Here is a 16,620-nt window from a genome sequence, read left to right on the forward strand (position 1 = left end):
AGTGGCTTTTTTATGCAACATTGCTCATTTTCTTTTTGGTTGTTCTTCGGCGATTCCCTGTAAAATAGCGCTGCAATGCAGCGGACGCAAAACGAGCGGTAATATTAAACAAAAGAACCATTATCACTAATATCGCTGCGGATTTCGCTGCAATGATTTTGGCATCTGGAACAATTCCCTCTGAATTTAATTTCCAAATGTGTACGGTTAACGTTTCTGCTGGTCGAAAAACATTCAATGGGTGTGCTTTGCTTGATAAATCGGCAGCAAAGTTTAATAACGGCGTCGTCAATCCTGCTGTATAAATTAACGCAGCTGCCTCGCCAAAAATTCGTCCCGCCGCTAAAATAACCCCTGTCATTATTTGCGGGAGAGCGGACGGAAGAATTACTTTCACTAACGTCTGCCACCGCGTCGCTCCTAACGCAAGACTGCCTTCTTTTATGCTCGAAGGCACATCTAAAATCGCGTTCTCACATATACGCGTCAATCCAGGCAAATTTAATATCGTAATCGCCAACGCGCCGCCAATTAACGTGTAGCCCCATCCTGTTAGCGTCACAAACGCCAATAATCCAAACAATCCAACGACAATCGATGGGAGAGACGCCATCGTTTCGATGCACAGCCGAATAAAGTTAAGCATTCTTCCTTGTTTGGCGTATTCCGCTAAATAAATTCCTGCCCCTAATCCCAACGGAACAGAAATCAATAACGTAATGACAAGCATATAAAGCGAGTTAATAAGTTGCGGGCCAACTCCTCCCCCTGCTTGCGTGTTGCTCGGTTTTCCAAACAGAAAATCTGGCTGCCAAAATCCCCAGCCTTTCGACAAAACCGTCACAAAAAAGAAGATAAGCAAACTAATGACGAATGCAGCAATGACATAGAATATACTTGTCCAAACTTTATCAACCACTCTCGATGTCATCTTATCGTTCCCCTCTTTGCCCGATCATTCGTATAAGCACAATAAAGAAAAAGGAAATAAACAACAAAATCATCGCCAATGTCCACAATGCATTGTTCCAAGCAGTACCGTTTATCGTATTCGACATATCCATCGTTAAAATTCCTGTTAGTGTCGCTGTCGGACTATATAATCCTGAAGGGAGTTTCACCGTGTTTCCGATTACCATTTGCACCGCCAATGCTTCGCCAAACGCTCTCGCCAATCCAAGGACGATACCTGTTAAAATTCCTGTTCGTGCTGCTGGAACGATCACCCGGCTGATCGCCTGCCATCTCGTTGACCCAAGTCCGTATGACGCTTCTAAGTAAGAAAACGGAACGCCACTAAGCGCATCTGACGCGATGCTTGTTATAGTCGGTAAAATCATAATGCTTAATACGATAATTCCAGCTAACAAACTAAATCCTACACCGCCGAACCATTCACGAAGAAGCGGAATAAGAAGAGTAACACCTAACCATCCGTAAACGACGGACGGAATGCCGACAAGCAGCTCTAAAACAGGTTTTAGTACGGCTGAACCGAATTTTGGAGAAATAAAATTCATAAAAATAGCAAGGGCGATCGCAATCGGTGTGCTTAACAACACCGCTCCAATGGATACGAGCATTGACCCGACGATAAAAATAACGGCGCCATATTTTGGATGCGAATCACTCGGCTTCCATTCTGTTGAAAACAGCATTTCCTTTAGAGAAATTCCGTTTTCTGTAAATGACTGGATTCCTTTTCCGCAAATAAACGCAATGATCGAAAGAGTAGTAATAACGATCAATAGGCCGCAAAAAGTGACTAGGATCCTTCCGATATATTCGTTTTTCCAATAATTCAGCCTTCTTTTCTCTTTCATCCTTCCATCACCTCATGAAGAATAAGACTGGCCAAACGATGTAGCCAGCCTTTAATGGAATTACTCTAATTCGGACATAGGAATGTAACCCATTTCTTTTACTTTCGAAGCAAATTCTTCGCTTTTCACGTAATCGATAAATCCACGCACGGCATCTTTCGGCTCGCCTTTGGTAATCATGTATTCATAAGACCAGAAAGGATACTTTTCCGTTTTAATATTTTCGATCGTCGGTTCTACTCCATCGATTTTTAGCGTTTTTAAATCTTTATTTTCGCCGATTAAGTACGACATCGCAACATAACTAATCGATCCTGGCGTCGAGTTAATCGCTTGTTCGACAGCGCCATTGGAATCTTGAACAGTTCCAATCGCTTCGTTTATTTTTACGTCTTTCATCACCGTTTTTTCAAAAGTAGCACGTGTTCCAGAGGAAGCAGGACGATTAATGACGTTAATTTTTTCGTCTTTTCCGCCAACATCTTTCCAGTTTGTAATTTTTCCAGAGAAAATATCTTGAATTTGTTTTACTGTTAAAGAATCGACATTGACATCTTTATTCACTACAAGCGCAAAAGCAATTCCTGCTACTTTATGATCAATGAGCTCTCCTGCTTTCGATTTATCTTCTAATTTTTCTGCAGATGGAACATCTGAGTTTCCGATTTGTACAGCACCAGCGGCAACTTGGTTAACGCCTGTTCCGCTTCCTCCCCCTTGTACAGTAATCGAAACATCAGGGTATTTTTCCATAAATTGATTTGCAGCCTCCTCTGCAAGCGGTTGAAGAGCAGTGGATCCAGCTAGCGTAATCGTTCCAGAATACGATTCTTCTTGCTTCGTGTCTGTATTTCCAGCATTTTCTTCTGTTGTGTTATTCGCTTTTCCACACCCCGCAAGCATCCCCGTTATTAACAATGCCGCAATTCCAAATTTCATGGATTTTTTCCACATCATCGATTGACCCTCCTATTAGTTTCTGTTGCCCTGTACAAGTTCATTGTAAAGGAGGAGTTTTATGCCTTTATTAAGCAAATGTTAAGTTTCCGTAAAACGGGCCACCATATTTTACATATTTTTTTTGGGACAAGCATACATAGTTACTAACAACGCGTTCATTGGAGGAATCATGCGTGAAAAAAGCAATCATTGCCTTCGTCCTGTGTCTTTCCATCTATATCATTTATCATGATGTAACAACTGGAACATTGATCACCTCCACGGGAGCAACAGCAGCGCCTGAATATGCGGCATCCGGAAAAACAAACGTCCATATTCCGTATCAAACGGTGACCGTCAAACCTGGAGATACACTATTGTCCATTATGGAAAGGCAGCAAAACGGACCGCTCCCTGTTCCCATTGACAAGGCGATCACCGATTTTGAAACGTTGAATCCAGGTGAAAAAGCACAAGCATTACGAATTGGGAAAAAATATAAAATACCGGTATATAAACGATGAACCTTTCCCACCTTCATTCCATGAAGAGGCGGGAGTTTCTTACTACCCCATCGAAGAAGCTTCTGCATAGAAAAAGGCGGTCTCCTTCTAATCAATGCCTGCATTGGAAGTCTTCCTGATGAATAGCGAATTTCTTGTCAAGTGACGATAAACATTGTTACAATAATTCAGAAAGCGACATGAACTTGTTTCTTAAAGGAGCGAATTTACGTGGGTGAAATTATTCATCGTTCAAAAACTCGTCCTGTTCGCGTTGGCAATTTAACGATTGGCGGCAACAACGAAGTTATCATCCAAAGCATGACGACGACGAAAACGCACGACGTCGAAGCGACCGTCGCCCAAATCAAGCGGCTGGAGGAAGCGGGCTGCCAAATCGTCCGCGTCGCCTGCCCGGATGAGCGTGCGGCCAACGCTATTCCGGAAATTAAAAAGCGCATTAACATTCCGCTGGTGGCGGATATTCATTTTGACTATAAACTAGCCCTGAAAGCGATTGAAGGCGGAGTCGATAAAATCCGAATCAATCCCGGCAATATTGGGCGCCGTGAAAAAGTGGAAGCCGTTGTCAAAGCAGCAAAAGAGCGCGGCATACCGATCCGCATCGGCGTCAATGCCGGTTCATTGGAAAAACGAATTTTGGAAAAATACGGCTATCCTACGGCAGACGGCATGGTCGAAAGCGCGCTATACCATATCCGCATCTTAGAAGAGCTCGATTTCCACGATATTATCGTATCGCTAAAAGCGTCGGATGTGCGGCTGGCGATCGAGGCATATGAAAAAGCGGCGCGCACGTTTGATTATCCGCTCCATATCGGCATTACCGAATCCGGTACGCTATTTGCCGGAACGATCAAAAGCGCCGTCGGGCTCGGCGCAATTTTAAGCAAAGGAATCGGCAATACGATCCGCGTCTCGCTTAGCGCGGATCCGGTTGAAGAAGTAAAGGTGGCAAGGGAAATATTAAAAGCGTTCGGTTTGGCATCGAATGCAGCGACGCTGATTTCCTGCCCGACATGCGGACGCATTGAGATCGACTTGATCAGCATTGCCAACGAGATTGAAGAATATATTTCGAAAATAAAAGCGCCGATTAAAGTAGCAGTGCTGGGCTGTGCCGTCAATGGACCAGGGGAAGCCCGCGAAGCAGATATTGGCATCGCTGGAGCGCGCGGCGAAGGTTTATTATTCCGCCATGGCAAAATTGTTCGCAAAGTTCCAGAAGAAAAAATGGTCGAGGAGCTGAAAAAAGAAGTGGACAAATTGGCGGAAGAATACTTTGCCAAACAACAGCAAAAAGCTTGACGCTTAAAGCGCCAAGCTTTTTTGTTAACTATAAAACGGCATGATGAACAGGCGGACGATAATCGCTACAATTCCAATCCCGATGGCCCATGCACCCAGCGTCTCAGCACCGCGCCGGCGTGCAATAAAGCCGACAATAATGCCTGCTGCTCCTAATAAGACAGGCCAAATAAATAAGGAAATAATGGAAAGGGCGAGCGCTAGCCAGCCTAACCCTGCTCCATCGGCTTCTTCTTCGCCACGTTCATCATTGCGCCGAACTGGCTCAGCTATTTCTGCCGCCGTTTCTTCCATAAAGTCGCGTTCTGGTTCGTCTTTTCCAATCGATTGCACGTAGCTTTCGTTATACGTGCGTTCGCGGTCATCCACCATGTGCTTCCCTCGCTTTCCTAAAGTAAGGAGCATTTATTAGTATGAAAAGTTTATGCAAAATTATAGATGTGAATATTTTCTATAGATGTTAAAATGATTGAGGCTATCGGCGGCAAACCTTTGCTTTGCTTCGGCAAACAAGCTCTTTTGCTGATTTTATCCACATTCCTACGGTTTTATTTCTAGGGGAGGCAGAAACGAACATGAAAAAACGGCTTGGAATTGATATCGATGGAACCGTTACTTGTCCGAGCACATTTATTCCATATTTAAACAAGTCTTTTCAAAAAAATTTAACGCTAAAAGATATCACCCAATATAATTTAGCTCCTCTGTACGATACAACGGAAGAGGAAATGGACCGCTGGATGGAGAAATATGAAGCCATGATTTACGAACGCGCCCCGTTGGCCGAGCATGCGCTGGAAGTGATCAACAGCTGGAAAAACAAATATGAGCTGTTTTATATCAGCGCGCGCGGCAGACATTTATATGACTTAACGGAGCAATGGTTTCAAAAAAACGGCGTCCATTATCATCATATCGAATTGATCGGCTCTCACGACAAAATTGAAGCAGTGAAAACATATCGCATTTCCGCCTTTTTTGAAGACAAATACGATAACGCCTGCGATATCGCCGAGGCATGTCAAATCCCCGTTATTTTATTCGATACGCCATATAACCAAGGCCCGCTTCCAAAGCAAGTCATTCGCGTCAAAGACTGGTTGGAAGCAAAACAGCATGTAGAACGGCTTTTATCAACATAAAGAAAAGGGATATCTCTTTTATGTAGAGATATCCCTTTGACATTCCGGGCATTTTCCATATATTTCAAATTTATGATCGGATATTTGATAACCTGGCAGCTGCTCAGCCAGCTCATCCATCGGGCAGGAGGAAATTTCCTTTGTTTTGCCGCATTGCACACAAATAAAATGATGATGGTGATGATGGGTATCACACGCGAAACGAAAATGTTTCTCCCCTGACAACTCCGTCATTTCCAAAATACCAAGTTCTACAAACAGTGATAAATTGCGATAAATCGTATCAAAACTTAATCCCGGATAATCATCGCGCAGCGCCTCCAGCACATCTTTGGCCGTTAGATATTTATCCGTGTTTGCAAATAGCTGCAGCATATCTTTCCGCTTGTCTGTATGTTTAAATCCTTTTTCCTTTATCAAGCGAATGGCTTGTGCGACATTCATCCTTTCTTATCCCCTTTTCCACTTGTTCCACATTAGTGTGGCAAGCAAAATGAACACAGCAAGCATCACAATCGTGCCGCCAGGAGCCAAATCGAGCTGATAGGAAAGCAACAGGCCAACAACGACCGATATTTCTCCAAATAAAACAGAGTAAACGATCGCCTGCTTAAAGCCTTTGGCAATGCGAATGCTCGCCGCCACCGGAAGCGTCATCAACGAAGAAATAAGCAAAACGCCGACAATCCGCATCGATGCAGCGATCACCAGCGCCACTAATACGATAAATATAAAATGAATCAGCTTGGCGCGAATCCCGGAAATGACCGCATATTCTTCATCAAATGAAAGAAGAAACAATTCTTTATACAACAATAAAATCATGGCAGTTACGAGGCAGGCGATGGCAAATATTGTCCATGCGTCCTGGCGGCTAACAGCACTAACACTGCCGAACAAATACGAAAACAAATCCGTATTAAAGCCGTCTGCCAGCGAAATAAAAATGACGCTAAGGCCAATGCCTCCCGAAAGAATGATCGGAATTGCCAGCTCCTGATAATGTTTATAGACGGCCCGCAATTTTTCAATAAAAAGCGAACCAAGGACAGAAAATCCCATTCCGATATAGAGCGGATTCCAGTTTGTAAAGTAAGGAAAATTTTTGCCGAGCAGTAAACTAGCAGCAATACCGGCAAGCGTCACATGGCTGAGCGCATCGGCAATAAGCGACAGACGCCGCACTACAATAAACACGCCAAGAAGCGGAGCAGCAAATCCAATTAATAATCCCGCAATAAATGCGTTGCGTAAAAATTCATATTGCCATATCGCTTCAAACATTGTGTCATTCCTCCATCAGTGCTGATGAGAAAGCACATGAAGCGAATGCCCGTAAAATTTCGATAATGCGTCTTCCCCGAGCTTTTCAAATTCTTCTGCTTTCCCATGGAAATATAAATGCTTATTCAAACAAGCAACGTGCGTTACTTTTTCGGTAATCGTTCCAATATCGTGTGTGACAAGAATAAGGGTAATGCCAAGATGCTCATTCAACTCTTCAAGCATGTTGTAAAAACTTTGCACGTGGTGAACATCGACACCAACCGTCGGTTCATCTAAAATAAGCAGTTCCGGTTTGCTGACAATCGCCCGGGCAATAAAGACACGCTGCTGCTGGCCGCCGGATAATTCGCCAATATTCCGTTTGGCAAACGCGCTCATGCCAACTGCTTCAATCGCTTCCGACACCGCTTGTTTATCATTTTTCGTAAAAAAACGAAACATTCCTCGCTTCGCGGTCAACCCGCTCGCCACCACTTCATAAACAGTGGCAGGAAATCCACTGTTAAAACTGTTGGCCTTTTGCGAGACAAAGCCGATCCGATGCCACTCTTTAAACGATTCAATCGGCGTTCCAAATAAAGAAATATGGCCTTGCTGCGGCTTTAACAAGCCTAATACGCATTTTAATAACGTCGATTTTCCTGAACCGTTTGGACCGACTAGCCCTAAAAATGCACCTTTTGGCACGGCTAAATTAATATCTTCTAATACATTTTCTTTTTCATAACGAAACGATACATGTTCCATTTTCAGGACATATTCTGTTTTCATCGCGTTCTCCCCTGCTAATTCATAATAATTACGATTTAGCTACGAACGTAGTATAGCCGATGGAACGCCGTTTGTAAACATTAATGAACGAGCGATTTAAACCGCGCTTCTCTTACTTTATGTTTATTGACGATGGATGCGAAAGCGCCAACAAAAATAAAACTGAGACGATAAATAACATAGCTAAACGGTCCTTTTTTATGCTGTTTCTGTGCCAAAATACCACGGTTTCTTTTTTCTTTTAGTATACCATACACTTTCCGTCTCTTCATTTCATATGATGCATAGCAAAAGAGGAGGCGTTAAAAAATGAACTTTTATCAGCAGCTCGTTCAACAAAAGCTCAAAACGATTACTCCGGAAGAATTGGTGTCATATAGCCGTGACTACAACATCCCGCTCACGGTCGAACAGGCAAAAAAAATTCTCCATATCGCCCGAACGAATAAAATCAATGTGTTTGACCCGCAGGAAAGAAAAAAATGGGTAAAAGAGCTGGCGAAAATTACATCGCCGCAAGTGGCGAAAAAAGCAAATGAATTATTTTTAAAATTCGTCAATAAAAAATAAAAGGGCTCTATTTTTGCCCTTTTACTTTTCTTCTATAATTTTGCTTAACATGTCTTCATCAAATGCTTGCGCGCGCAGCATGGCAATTTCGTGTTTGTACGGCGGCTTTTTATGATTTTTGTCCTCACCGACATACGGTGTCTCCAAAATTTTTGGAATATCGTCAAGCTGCGGGTGGTGAACGATATAATTTAACGCAGCAAAGCCGATATGTCCAAAGCCGATGTTTTCATGACGGTCCTTCCGGCTTCCGCGCGGATTTTTGCTGTCGTTAATATGCAGCACTTTGAGCCGCTCAAGTCCAATAATGCGATCAAATTCCTCTAATACGCCGTCAAAATCCTCGACAATGTCATAGCCGGCATCATGCGTATGGCATGTATCAAAGCAGACAGACAATTTTTCATTATGTGTAACGCCATCGATAATTTGCGCAAGCTCTTCAAAGCTGCGGCCGCATTCCGAACCTTTTCCCGCCATCGTTTCTAGCGCGATTTGCACCGTTTGCTCGCGCGTCAATACTTCGTTTAATCCTTCAATAATTTTACGGATACCGGCTTCCGGCCCCGCTCCGACATGCGCTCCCGGATGCAGAACGATTTGTTTGGCGCCAATCGCTTCTGTCCGTTCAATTTCTGAGCGCAAAAATTCTACGCCAAGTCGAAACGTATCGGGGTTTTTCGCATTGCCAATATTAATGATATACGGAGCATGAACGACAATTTCTTCAATGCCATGCGCTTTCATATGAGCACGGCCTGCTTCAATGTTGAGCTCTTCAATTTTTTTGCGTTTTGTATTTTGCGGCGCCCCGGTATAAATCATAAACGTATTTGCTCCGTATGAAACAGCTTCTTCACTTGCCGCAAGCAGCATTTTTTTCCCGCTCATCGATACGTGTGAACCGATTTTTAACATTCCCCTTCTCCCTTTCCGTTACATCATTACCGTTTCTTTAAGCGGCGCAACCGCTTTTTTTGTTTTTCTATTTCAGCAAGCAATTTTTTCTTATATCCCGGTTTCACTTGCTTCGGCTTTTTCATCTGCGCCAAAAGCGGTGCAATCTCGCCATCTTGCTTAGCCCGCTTGCTCCGCCGGTTCCAAGGCGGCAAATCGACCCATTCGCCGCGCACAAGATCGCGGTGTTGAAACTCAATCCCCATTTTTTCTAATTTGGTAATCGCATCTTGATCGGACGGCTCATAAATGGTTGCCGCAATGCCGGTGTAGCCGGCGCGTGCCGTGCGTCCGACACGGTGAATATAAAACTGCAAATCACGCGGCAGCTCATAGTTGATGACATGGCTCACTCCCTCAATATCAATGCCGCGCGCCGCTAAGTCAGTCGCGACAATATATTGAAATTCTAAATCGCGAATTTGTTTCATCATTTTTTTCCGCTCACGCGGCGACAGATCGCCATGTAAAACCCCGATCTTTAATCCCTTTTCCACCAAGCTGTCCGCCAATTCGTCAGCCATTTTTTTCGTATTTGTAAACACGATTGCTAAGTACGGGTTATAGGCAACGAGCATATCGTACAGCAGCTTCACTTTGTCACGGCTGCGAAGCGGCACAAGAACATGTTCAATCTTTTCTGCTGTCACCTGTTTTGGCGCAACATGAACATATTTCGGGTTTTCCATATATTTTTTCAAAAACGGCTTTAATTTTTCCGGAATCGTCGCCGAAAAAACAAGCATTTGCAATTCTTTCGGCATGCGCGCCGCAATTTGGTCCACATCGACGATAAACCCCATATCAAGCATTAAATCGGCCTCATCGACAACCAGCATCGTCGCCGTGTGCACATTTAAGGCTTGCTCGCGAATAAGATCATTAATTCTTCCCGGCGTTCCGACAACAATATGCGGCTGTATTTTTAGTTTTTCCAGCGCTTTTTGCTTATCGGTTCCGCCAATAAAACAACGCGCCGTAATTGGCCGGTCGCTTGGACAAAATTTTGTGATTTTTAACACTTCATGATAAATTTGCGTCGCCAGCTCGCGCGTCGGCGCCGTAATCACCGCCTGCACCGCCTCGCGCTCCGGATCAATCTTTTCGATAATAGGCAATAAATAAGCATGGGTTTTCCCTGTCCCCGTCTGCGACTGGCCGATGACGCTTTCCCCGCGAAGAATGCTTGGAATAATGCGTTCTTGAATTTCCGTCGGTTTATAAAAACGAAGCTCTTTAATGGCTTCCATAATAAACGGCTGAAAGGCAAAACGTTCAAATTGCGTTTCCTTCATTCACCATTACTCCCTTCTGCTCCGACTTTGCCGAAAGCCGAATAACTCGATTTATCATTATATCTAATTTTTGCGCGGTACCGCAACTTAAGACGATCAGAAGAAGAAAAAACATTTCCCGTTTTTCCGCATACTTTATGAAAGAGAATACTCTCTTATTTTAGCCTAGAAAGGAGGAAAATGAGATGATCTACAACCGGCCACCGATATTTCCTTCTTCCCCGATGCCACGCTCTTTTTTAAGGATGCCGCCTTCTTCCTTTCCTGCCATGAGAACACCCGCTCCCCGTCCCGGATTTGGCGGCTTCCTATCGCGCTTATTTTCAAGAGGGCAGCCGATCGCTCCTTCATCCCCGTGGATATCGCCAATGATGCAGAACGCCGTCGCTAGCACTGGCGCCGGCGCAAACACAGGCGGAGGATTTCTCGGAATGTTGACGAATGTGCAAAAAATGCTTGGCATTGCACAAAACGTCATGCCAATGGTGCAGCAATACGGCCCGCTAATTAAAAATCTTCCTGCGATGATCCGCATATGGAAAGAATTAAAACCGGCGGATAAAGAAGAAAGTATGGAAGAGAGCAAAACGGAAAAAAACAAGAAAAAAACAGCGCCCTCAACCAAAAAACGGACCGTGCCAAAAGCAGAGAAAACAAATGAAAACAAGGGGGCAGAATCGGGAAAAACGCCAAAACCATCCACCCCGAAGCTATATATCTGAAACGTAGTTATTCTTTGTATTCCCCCTTTTTCTCCGATATAATGTAAAGGAAAGCAATTGTTTTATATGCCGAATTTAGGAGGAAACAAAATGGAAGTGATCAAAATTACCCCGCGCGGCTACTGCTACGGGGTTGTCGATGCGATGGTCATCGCAAGAAATGCCGCCTTAGATCCAACGCTGCCAAGACCGATTTATATTTTGGGAATGATCGTTCACAATAAACATGTTACTGATGCATTTGCCGAGGAAGGAATTATTACGCTAGACGGAGAAAACCGGCTAGAGATTCTAGAAAAAATCGACAAAGGGACCGTCATCTTTACCGCACACGGCGTATCGCCTGAAGTGAAAAGACGTGCGCGCGAAAAAGGGCTGGTTACGATTGATGCGACCTGCCCAGACGTCACCAAAACGCATCATTTGATCCAAAAAAAGCTAGCGGACGGCTACGAAATTATTTACATCGGCAAAAAAGGACATCCCGAACCAGAAGGAGCGGTGGGGATTGACCCGACTCGCATTCATCTTGTTGAAACGATCGAAGATGTAGAGCGTCTGGCGATCAAAAGCGACCGCATCATGGTGACAAACCAAACGACGATGAGCCAATGGGATGTTGCCGATATTATGGAAAAAGTAAAAGAAAAATACCCGCATGTCGAAATGCATAAAGAAATTTGCCTCGCCACCCAGCTCCGTCAAGAAGCGGTGGCAGAGCAAGCGAAAGAAGCCGATGTCACAATTGTTGTCGGCGATCCGCGCAGCAATAACTCCAACCGCCTCGCCCAAGTATCGGAGGAAATTGCCGGTACAAAAGCATATCGCGTTGCTGATGTAACGGAAATTGATATTAACTGGATTAAAGATGCGAAAAAAGTCGCTGTTACCGCTGGTGCTTCCACCCCTACCCCGATTACAAAGGAAGTCATCGACTTTTTAGAGCAATTTGATCCAAACGATCCGACGACATGGAAACGGGAACGAAACGTACCGCTGCAAAAAATTTTGCCGAAAGTAAAAGCAAAAAAAGAAACGAAGCAATGAAAACAAGGCTGGCCCCGCGTTGCTTGGGCCAGCCCTTTGTTTTACACAAAGGTAAACGGATCGGTATGCACTTTGGAGATATAAACATCCGCTGCAAACTGCCGTTTGGCAAACTCTGCTTCTAAAAAGCGGGCGACGCCTTGTTTCATCACTTTCTCGACATTATGGCCTGGATCTACAATATTTAACCCCAGCATCATCGCATCATGCGCAACATGGTAATATACGTCTCCGGTGACGTACACGTCCGCGCCAGCCGACTTAGCCTGCGAAATATACTTGTTTCCGTCCCCGCCAACGACTGCCACTTTTTGTATTGTATCTTGCAGGTTGCCGACAACGCGGACAGCTGAAACGTCCAACGTTTTTTTCACATGCTCGGCAAACTCGGCAAGCGTCATTGCCGATGACAAACGGCCAATTCTTCCTAATCCGAACGTTTTTCCTTTGTTTTCAAGCGGATAGATGTCGTATGCCACTTCTTCATACGGATGAGCCTGTAGCATCGCTGATATAACTTTATGTTGCAACGAGGCTGGAACAATTGTCTCGATACGCACCTCTTCTACTTTTTCCAGCTCTCCTGCCTTTCCGATAAACGGATTGGCTCCTTCTAAAGGCAAAAACGTGCCGATGCCGTGGCCATTAAACGTACAATGGCTGTAGTTGCCGATATGGCCCGCCCCCGCGTTGCCGATCGCCTCCCGAACAAGATCGGCATGCGTCTTTGGAACATAAACAACCAATTTTTTCAGCGGTTCTTCATATGTTGGAACGAGCACCTCTACTTGCTCCAATCCTAGCGCTTCCGCTAGCCAGTCATTGACTCCTCCGTTGGCAATATCTAAATTCGTATGGGCAGCATAAATAGCAATATTATGTTTTAGGCATTTTTCTATCATGCGACCTTGCGCCTGATCGGTAACGAGCTGCTTTAATGGCCGGTAAAGCGGAGGATGGTGGGCGATGATGAAATCGACTCCTTCGGTGATCGCTTCATCGATGACTTCCTCCAACACGTCTAAAGCGACCATCACTTTTTTCACCGGTTTATTTAACGTTCCGATTTGCAGACCGATTCTGTCGCCTTCCATTGCCAGATGTTTCGGAGCGAGCCGTTCCAACAGTCCGATGATTTCATAACCGTATGGAAGTTTGTTCACTGTAATGCCTCCTCTACAAGCTTGATTTTTTCTTCCAGCTCCCTTTTTTTGGCCAGCGCAGACTCCGTTTCTCCCTTTTCAGCCAGTTGACGGACGATCCGCTTCCATTGTTCCAATTCATGACGCCACTTCTCTAAAAACACATCATTTTTTTCCTTCAGCAAAAACGGACCTAATAATAGTTCTGCCTTCATATTGACATATGGCTTTTTTCCATCGCCTTTTTCAGCCACGAGCACTTCATAAATTCTCCCATCTTCTTTTAAGATTCGTTCGGCAATCAGCTCCCAGTCGTTACTCATCATCCATTTGCGCACGATATCGGCCCCGACATTCGGCTGCAAAATAAGCCTTTTTACACCGGAAAGCTTATTTTTTCCGGCTTCCAAAATATTCGCAATCAACGTGCCGCCCATTCCGGCAATCGTAATGCAATCGACTTCGCCAGGAGCGATCACCGCTAAGCCATCACCTTTCCGTACGGAAATGATATGCGAAAGCCCCGCTTTTTCCACTTGCTGTTTCGCTGAACGGAGCGGGCCATCCGCTACTTCTCCTGCTACTGCCTTTATAATATATCCATGCAAATAGGCATAGCACGGCAAGTAGGCGTGATCAGAGCCGATATCAGCAAGCGTCGCCCCTTTTGGAATGAAAGAAGCGACAGTTTCAAGGCGTTTCGACAGACGAAATTCATTCATCGTTGCTTTTCACATCCCTTTTCTTCTGTGTATTGTACCACAAACAAAAAATCCCTTCACCTAAGGCAAAGGGATTTTTTGTTTATTTCAGCTTAGAAAGCCATTTTGCCATTTCATCCGCTTTATCCGCCGGAACAAGGCCTGCAGGCATATTGCCGCGACCATGCTCAATGACGTCTTTAATTTGGTCAAGCGAAAGCCGTTGACCTACTCCTTTTAATGACGGACCAACCCCGCCTTCATAATTTTGCCCATGACAGCTGCTGCAAGTTTGTTGATAAAATTTCTCTGGAGTGAACTCTGCGGTTTGTTCGGTTTTCTCGCCGCCTTTTTTCTCTTTTGCGAGCTCTTTCGCATCACCGAGCCCTTTAAATGAAAGACCAAGAGTAAGTGCGATCCCGAACGCCATAATGATAAAAAACGGGATTAACGGGTTTCGATTCATCTCTTTTTACCTCCCTTATGTATGACCATTGTTCGAAAAATAGAACCGCTACAAACAATTTTATTTTACTGTAAATTATCGCGGAGGAAAAGCCCTAATCTGATTATCCATGGCAAAATCGCCGCATTGGAAAAGGCTAAAACAAAAGAAAAGCAATTAAAATGCTCATCCCAATTATACCCGATAGAAGAAAATAAAGTAGGCGAAATCGTTTTCCCATCCATATCCACCATAAACAATTTATGAAAATGGTTAATGCTGTAACCGCTTTTTGTTTCGGAAAATAATATTCACCGATTTTTATGGATGCAATAAGGAAAATAAACGCGCCGCTGATGAGCGGAATATGAAGAATATTCCCTTTTCCCTTCCACAGCCGTATAGCGACAAGGCATAGAAAGAAAAAAAGGGCGTAAAGGAGCATTTGCAAAACGAATGACAATTCAGTAAAATAAATGACAAGAGTACTTGCTGGCAACAATAGACAAATCATTCCCGCAAGAAGAAAGGTGAACACCGTTCGTCGTCGGTCTGAACCCCGACCATGCGGACGTTTTTTATCATCACCTTCCGTATATAATGCCAGCAAGTAATTGCAATATTGCTCTGGAAGGAGGCGAGAGCGCTTCCAATATTCAATTTCCCGCACAATAATTTCACGTCTTCGTTCGTCCATGCACATCCGCCTTTCGAAAAGAAAAAGAAAAAAGAAAAAATAGTTTACTTCTCAAGGGATATGAAGAAGTAAACTATTGTAGAAAAGATTACTCTAAAAAGTCTTTCAGCCGTTTGCTGCGGCTTGGATGACGCAACTTGCGGAGCGCTTTTGCTTCAATTTGCCGAATGCGTTCGCGGGTGACGCCAAATACTTTTCCAACTTCTTCCAGAGTCCGTGTTCGGCCGTCATCTAGCCCAAAACGCAAGCGCAAAACGTTCTCCTCGCGGTCAGTAAGCGTATCTAACACGTCTTCGAGCTGTTCTTTTAGCAGCTCATACGCCGCGTGCTCGGATGGAGATGTTGCTTCCTGATCCTCAATGAAATCGCCTAAATGCGAATCGTCTTCTTCGCCAATCGGTGTTTCGAGAGACACCGGTTCTTGGGCAATTTTTAAAATTTCGCGTACTTTTTCCGGAGTCAAATCCATTTCCTCAGCAATTTCTTCCGGAGTTGGTTCACGACCAAGATCTTGAAGCAATTGCCGCTGCACGCGGATCAGTTTGTTAATCGTTTCAACCATATGCACCGGGATGCGGATCGTCCGTGCCTGATCGGCAATGGCGCGCGTAATCGCTTGGCGAATCCACCATGTTGCATAAGTGCTGAATTTATATCCTTTACGATAATCAAATTTTTCGACGGCTTTAATTAGCCCCATGTTTCCTTCTTGGATTAAATCGAGAAACAGCATCCCGCGGCCAACGTAACGTTTGGCGATGCTGACAACAAGGCGCAGGTTAGCTTCTGTCAAGCGGCGCTTTGCTTCCTCGTCGCCTTGTTCAATCCGTTTTGCCAGCTCGATCTCTTCTTCGGCAGACAAAAGCGGAACGCGGCCAATTTCTTTTAAATACATGCGTACAGGGTCGTTAATTTTAACGCCAGGAGGAACGGATAAATCATTTAAATCAAATTCTTCTTCTTCTTTTGCTAAGTCATCGATATCAGGATCTGCTTCTAAATCAGATTCGCTAATGACCTCGATTCCTTGATCAGCCAGATATTCGTAATATTCGTCCATCTGATCAGAATCTAGATCAAAGCCAGACAAGCGCTCAGCGATTTCTTCATATGTTAAAATACCGCGCTTTTTGCCGAGCTCTGTTAGCTGTTCTTTTACTTGCTCAAGAGTTGCATCCGCATCGGCTTGTTTAGAACGGGCTGGTTTTTCAGCCATTTCACTACCTCCTTTTAAAACTTATACCACCATG

At 44.4% G+C, this 16,620-nt stretch carries 22 protein-coding genes; 6 read left to right on the top strand and 16 right to left on the bottom strand.

The window, feature by feature from the left end; all coding sequences use genetic code 11:
• Positions 1–10: 10 nt before the first annotated feature.
• Genes pstA through GCA01S_RS00125 form a run of 3 tightly spaced genes read right to left on the bottom strand, consistent with a single transcriptional unit; the run spans position 11 to position 2,780 of the window.
• Positions 11–931, bottom strand: a complete 921-nt coding sequence (gene pstA, locus GCA01S_RS00115) for a phosphate ABC transporter permease PstA (protein ID WP_042406238.1) — start codon at positions 929–931, stop codon at positions 11–13.
• A gap of 1 nt (position 932) precedes the next feature.
• On the bottom strand, positions 933–1,823 hold the full coding sequence (gene pstC / locus GCA01S_RS00120; RefSeq protein WP_017435076.1) for a phosphate ABC transporter permease subunit PstC: 891 nt from the start codon (positions 1,821–1,823) through the stop codon (positions 933–935).
• Positions 1,824–1,883: 60 nt separating this feature from the next.
• Positions 1,884–2,780 carry a phosphate ABC transporter substrate-binding protein PstS family protein gene (locus tag GCA01S_RS00125; protein ID WP_017435075.1) on the bottom strand — a complete coding sequence of 299 codons (897 nt, stop codon included), beginning with the start codon at positions 2,778–2,780 and terminating at the stop codon, positions 1,884–1,886.
• A 176-nt stretch (positions 2,781–2,956) separates the two neighbouring features.
• On the opposite strand from GCA01S_RS00125, the gene GCA01S_RS00130 reads away from it, so the two are divergent.
• A complete protein-coding gene (locus GCA01S_RS00130) occupies positions 2,957–3,286 on the top strand; it encodes a LysM peptidoglycan-binding domain-containing protein (RefSeq protein ID WP_017435074.1) in 330 nt (109 codons plus the stop codon).
• Positions 3,287–3,496: 210 nt separating this feature from the next.
• Positions 3,497–4,594, top strand: a complete 1,098-nt coding sequence (ispG, locus tag GCA01S_RS00135) for a flavodoxin-dependent (E)-4-hydroxy-3-methylbut-2-enyl-diphosphate synthase (protein ID WP_017435073.1) — start codon at positions 3,497–3,499, stop codon at positions 4,592–4,594.
• Between the two features lie 24 nt (positions 4,595–4,618).
• Here ispG and GCA01S_RS00140 read toward each other — a convergent pair whose 3' ends face one another.
• A complete protein-coding gene (locus tag GCA01S_RS00140) occupies positions 4,619–4,966 on the bottom strand; it encodes a hypothetical protein (RefSeq protein ID WP_017435072.1) in 348 nt (115 codons plus the stop codon).
• 203 nt (positions 4,967–5,169) lie between these two features.
• Here GCA01S_RS00140 and GCA01S_RS00145 point away from each other — a divergent pair, with 203 nt between their 5' ends.
• Positions 5,170–5,736, top strand: a complete 567-nt coding sequence (locus GCA01S_RS00145; RefSeq protein WP_017435071.1) for a nucleotidase — start codon at positions 5,170–5,172, stop codon at positions 5,734–5,736.
• A gap of 18 nt (positions 5,737–5,754) precedes the next feature.
• Here the strand turns inward: GCA01S_RS00145 and GCA01S_RS00150 are convergent, their stop codons facing one another.
• The 4 genes from GCA01S_RS00150 to GCA01S_RS19990 form a co-directional block, all read right to left on the bottom strand.
• Positions 5,755–6,180, bottom strand: a complete 426-nt coding sequence (locus GCA01S_RS00150; protein WP_042406244.1) for a Fur family transcriptional regulator — start codon at positions 6,178–6,180, stop codon at positions 5,755–5,757.
• Positions 6,181–6,186: 6 nt separating this feature from the next.
• Positions 6,187–7,020 (bottom strand): metal ABC transporter permease, encoded by an 834-nt coding sequence (locus GCA01S_RS00155; RefSeq protein ID WP_017435069.1) that lies wholly within the window; start codon positions 7,018–7,020, stop codon positions 6,187–6,189.
• Positions 7,021–7,035: 15 nt separating this feature from the next.
• On the bottom strand, positions 7,036–7,794 hold the full coding sequence (locus tag GCA01S_RS00160) for a metal ABC transporter ATP-binding protein (protein WP_017435068.1): 759 nt from the start codon (positions 7,792–7,794) through the stop codon (positions 7,036–7,038).
• A gap of 80 nt (positions 7,795–7,874) precedes the next feature.
• Positions 7,875–8,051: a hypothetical protein gene (locus GCA01S_RS19990; protein ID WP_155835547.1), complete on the bottom strand. Its 177-nt coding sequence runs from the start codon at positions 8,049–8,051 to the stop codon at positions 7,875–7,877.
• Positions 8,052–8,103: 52 nt separating this feature from the next.
• Between GCA01S_RS19990 and GCA01S_RS00165 the strand changes: the two genes are divergently transcribed.
• Positions 8,104–8,364 carry a DUF2624 domain-containing protein gene (locus GCA01S_RS00165; protein ID WP_042406247.1) on the top strand — a complete coding sequence of 87 codons (261 nt, stop codon included), beginning with the start codon at positions 8,104–8,106 and terminating at the stop codon, positions 8,362–8,364.
• A gap of 21 nt (positions 8,365–8,385) precedes the next feature.
• On the opposite strand, the gene GCA01S_RS00170 is transcribed toward GCA01S_RS00165, so the two are convergent.
• The 3 genes from GCA01S_RS00170 to GCA01S_RS21430 all read right to left on the bottom strand — a co-directional run bounded on the left by GCA01S_RS00170 (position 8,386) and on the right by GCA01S_RS21430 (position 11,028).
• Positions 8,386–9,282 (bottom strand): deoxyribonuclease IV, encoded by an 897-nt coding sequence (locus GCA01S_RS00170; RefSeq protein WP_017435654.1) that lies wholly within the window; start codon positions 9,280–9,282, stop codon positions 8,386–8,388.
• A gap of 26 nt (positions 9,283–9,308) precedes the next feature.
• Positions 9,309–10,616: a DEAD/DEAH box helicase gene (locus GCA01S_RS00175; RefSeq protein ID WP_017435653.1), complete on the bottom strand. Its 1,308-nt coding sequence runs from the start codon at positions 10,614–10,616 to the stop codon at positions 9,309–9,311.
• Between the two features lie 190 nt (positions 10,617–10,806).
• On the bottom strand, positions 10,807–11,028 hold the full coding sequence (locus GCA01S_RS21430; protein WP_017435652.1) for a hypothetical protein: 222 nt from the start codon (positions 11,026–11,028) through the stop codon (positions 10,807–10,809).
• Between GCA01S_RS21430 and vrrA the strand changes: the two genes are divergently transcribed.
• Both vrrA and GCA01S_RS00185 read left to right on the top strand, forming a co-directional pair.
• On the top strand, positions 10,976–11,338 hold the full coding sequence (gene vrrA, locus GCA01S_RS00180; protein ID WP_303620915.1) for a VrrA/YqfQ family protein: 363 nt from the start codon (positions 10,976–10,978) through the stop codon (positions 11,336–11,338). The genes GCA01S_RS21430 and vrrA overlap by 53 nt on opposite strands.
• Before the next feature lie 90 nt (positions 11,339–11,428).
• Complete coding sequence (locus GCA01S_RS00185) at positions 11,429–12,385, top strand: 4-hydroxy-3-methylbut-2-enyl diphosphate reductase (protein WP_017435650.1); 957 nt, start codon at positions 11,429–11,431, stop codon at positions 12,383–12,385.
• Between the two features lie 41 nt (positions 12,386–12,426).
• On the opposite strand, the gene GCA01S_RS00190 is transcribed toward GCA01S_RS00185, so the two are convergent.
• The 5 genes from GCA01S_RS00190 to rpoD form a co-directional block, all read right to left on the bottom strand.
• A complete protein-coding gene (locus tag GCA01S_RS00190) occupies positions 12,427–13,548 on the bottom strand; it encodes a Nif3-like dinuclear metal center hexameric protein (protein WP_042406253.1) in 1,122 nt (373 codons plus the stop codon).
• The gene (locus tag GCA01S_RS00195; protein ID WP_042406256.1) at positions 13,545–14,249 is read right to left on the bottom strand and encodes a tRNA (adenine(22)-N(1))-methyltransferase; all 705 of its coding nucleotides are present in this window, start codon (positions 14,247–14,249) and stop codon (positions 13,545–13,547) included. The genes GCA01S_RS00190 and GCA01S_RS00195 overlap by 4 nt, the downstream gene beginning before the upstream one ends.
• 82 nt (positions 14,250–14,331) lie before the next feature.
• A complete protein-coding gene (gene cccA / locus GCA01S_RS00200; RefSeq protein WP_042406260.1) occupies positions 14,332–14,694 on the bottom strand; it encodes a cytochrome c550 in 363 nt (120 codons plus the stop codon).
• A gap of 136 nt (positions 14,695–14,830) precedes the next feature.
• Positions 14,831–15,370, bottom strand: a complete 540-nt coding sequence (locus GCA01S_RS00205; RefSeq protein ID WP_042406262.1) for a hypothetical protein — start codon at positions 15,368–15,370, stop codon at positions 14,831–14,833.
• Positions 15,371–15,458: 88 nt separating this feature from the next.
• The gene (rpoD, locus tag GCA01S_RS00210; protein WP_017435645.1) at positions 15,459–16,586 is read right to left on the bottom strand and encodes an RNA polymerase sigma factor RpoD; all 1,128 of its coding nucleotides are present in this window, start codon (positions 16,584–16,586) and stop codon (positions 15,459–15,461) included.
• Between the last annotated feature and the right edge of the window lie 34 nt (positions 16,587–16,620).

It is taken from the genome of Parageobacillus caldoxylosilyticus NBRC 107762 (genome assembly GCF_000632715.1).
GTDB classification, from domain to species: domain Bacteria; phylum Bacillota; class Bacilli; order Bacillales; family Anoxybacillaceae; genus Saccharococcus; species Saccharococcus caldoxylosilyticus.